This window comes from Actinotalea sp. JY-7885 (assembly GCF_014525465.1).
GTDB lineage: Bacteria > Actinomycetota > Actinomycetes > Actinomycetales > Cellulomonadaceae > Actinotalea.
Window position 1 is genome coordinate 1 of sequence record NZ_JACEXH010000292.1, and the last position, 2,122, is coordinate 2,122.

Here is a 2,122-nt window from a genome sequence, read left to right on the forward strand (position 1 = left end):
TGCTCGTGGGCGACGGCGCGCCGCGCCCGACCCAGGCGCTGGTCCGGTGGGACCCCGGGCACCTGGCGGAGCGCGAGCTCGCGGAGCGCTCGGAGCTCGCGCTGCCCCCGGCCGTCCACATGATCGCGCTCGACGGGCCGCGCGAGGCCGTGGAGCGCCTGCTCGGGCGCCTCGCGCTGCCCGCCGGGTCCCAGGTGCTGGGGCCGCTCGCGGTCGACGGCGCACCGGCCCCCGCGCAGGACGTGCTGGACCCCGAGCTCCTGCGCCCGGTGCGGGCGCTGGTCCGGTCCCCGTGGTCGGTCGCCGCCGAGGCGACGACCGCGGTCGCCGCCGCCGTCGCCGCCCGCAGCGCCCGCCGCGAGCCCGGTAGCGTCCGCGTCGTCGTCGAACCCCTGGAGGTGCTGTGAGCCGGCAGATCGACGCCGTGCTGTTCGACCTGGGCCAGGTCCTCGTGCGGTGGGAGCCGCGCCTGCCCTACGTCGGCCGGCACGACGACGCCAGCGTCACGGCGTTCTTCGAGGAGGTCGACTTCGCCGCCTTCAACCACGCGCAGGACGCGGGCCGCACCTGGGCGCAGGCGCGCGACGCCCTCGCGGCGTCGCACCCCCACCACCTGCCGATGCTCGACACGTACGTCGCGCACTTCCGCGACGCGCTCCCGGGGCCGGTCGACGGGGCGCCCCAGGTCGTGGCGGACCTGCGGGCCGCGGGGATGCGGCTGCTGGGCCTGACGAACTGGTCGGCCGAGACGTTCCACCACGCCGCGCAGGCGGCGCCCGTCGTCGCCGAGCTCGAGGACGTCCTGGTCTCGGGCCGGGAGGGCCTGGCCAAGCCCGACCCGCGCATCTTCGCCCTCGCGGTGACGCGGTTCGGCCTCGACGCCGGACGCACGCTCTTCGTCGACGACTCGCCCGCGAACGTCGCGGCGGCCGGGCGGGCGGGGCTGCGGGCCCACCACTTCACGTCGCACGCGGCCCTGCGCCGGCACCTCGGCGAGCTCGGCGTCGACCTGGGGGCCGGGGCGACGACGGCGCGAGCCTAGGATCGTCGGATGCGTCTGCTCTTCGCCGGCACCCCGTCGGTCGCCCTGCCGGCCCTCGATGCGCTCCTCGCGTCCCGCCACGAGGTCGCCGCGGTCCTCACCCGGCCCGACGCCCCCTCCGGGCGCGGGCGGCGCCTGCGCCCGAGCCCGGTCAAGGAGCGCGCACTCGAGGCCGGCATCCCCGTGATCGAGGCGTCGACGCTGCGCGACGAGGCGACCCGGGAGGCGGTGCGCGCCGTGCGACCCGACTGCGCACCGGTGGTGGCCTACGGGGCGCTCCTGCCGCCGGCCGTGCTCGAGGTCCCGCCGCTCGGGTGGATCAACCTGCACTTCTCGCTCCTGCCCGCCTGGCGCGGCGCCGCACCCGTGCAGCACGCCGTCCTGCACGGCGACGAGGTCACGGGCGCCTCGACCTTCCGCATCGACGAGGGCCTGGACACCGGCCCGGTGCTCGGCACGCTCACCGAGACCGTCCGGCCGCGGGACACGTCGGGCGACCTGCTGGAGCGCCTCGCGCACGCGGGCGCCGGCCTGCTCGTCGCGACGCTCGACGGGCTCGAGGACGGCGCCCTGGTGGCGGTCCCGCAGTCCGCGGAGGGCGTCAGCCACGCGCCCCGGCTGACCACCGACGACGGGCGGGTCCGCTGGGAGCACCCGGCCCAGGCGACCGACCGCCGGGTGCGCGCCGTCACCCCGGCGCCGGGAGCGTGGACCACGCTCCCGGACGGCGAGCGGCTGCGCCTGGGGCCCGTCGTGCCGCGTCCCGAGGTGACCGGCCTGGCGCCGGGCCAGGTCGCGGTGGGCAAGAAGCACGTCCACGTGGGGACCGGCACGCACGCCGTCGAGCTCGGGGAGGTCTCGCCCGCCGGGCGGCGCCCGATGGCCGCGGCGGACTGGGCGCGCGGCGTGCGCGACCTCGACGGCGCGGTGCTCGGCACCGTGCTGGAGACCTCCGTGCTGGAGACCGGGGGAGGGGCCGCCCGATGAGCGACCGCCACGGACGACGCGACGGCGCACGCCCCGAGGGCGGGCGGCCGGACGGCGGACGCCCCGGAGGCGGCCGCGACGCCACCGGGCGCC

General features: G+C 78.7%; 2 protein-coding genes and 1 pseudogene. All 3 read left to right on the forward strand.

Going from position 1 to position 2,122, the window contains the following annotated elements:
- Positions 1-407: pseudogene (locus IDM29_RS16395) on the forward strand (primosomal protein N'); the annotation flags it as partial.
- Positions 404-1,042 (forward strand): HAD-IA family hydrolase, encoded by a 639-nt coding sequence (locus IDM29_RS16400; protein WP_182113947.1) that lies wholly within the window; start codon positions 404-406, stop codon positions 1,040-1,042. The pseudogene IDM29_RS16395 and the gene IDM29_RS16400, both read left to right, overlap by 4 nt.
- Positions 1,043-1,051: 9 nt before the next feature.
- Entirely contained in the window at positions 1,052-2,029 is a 978-nt protein-coding gene (fmt, locus tag IDM29_RS16405; RefSeq protein ID WP_182113946.1) for a methionyl-tRNA formyltransferase, read from the forward strand.
- Positions 2,030-2,122 lie beyond the last annotated feature (93 nt).

Excerpts from the sequence above, each read along its gene's own strand:
- fmt (WP_182113946.1), top strand. The coding sequence starts at position 1,052 with ATGCGTCTGCTCTTCGCCGGCACCCCGTCGGTCGCCCTGCCGGCCCTC.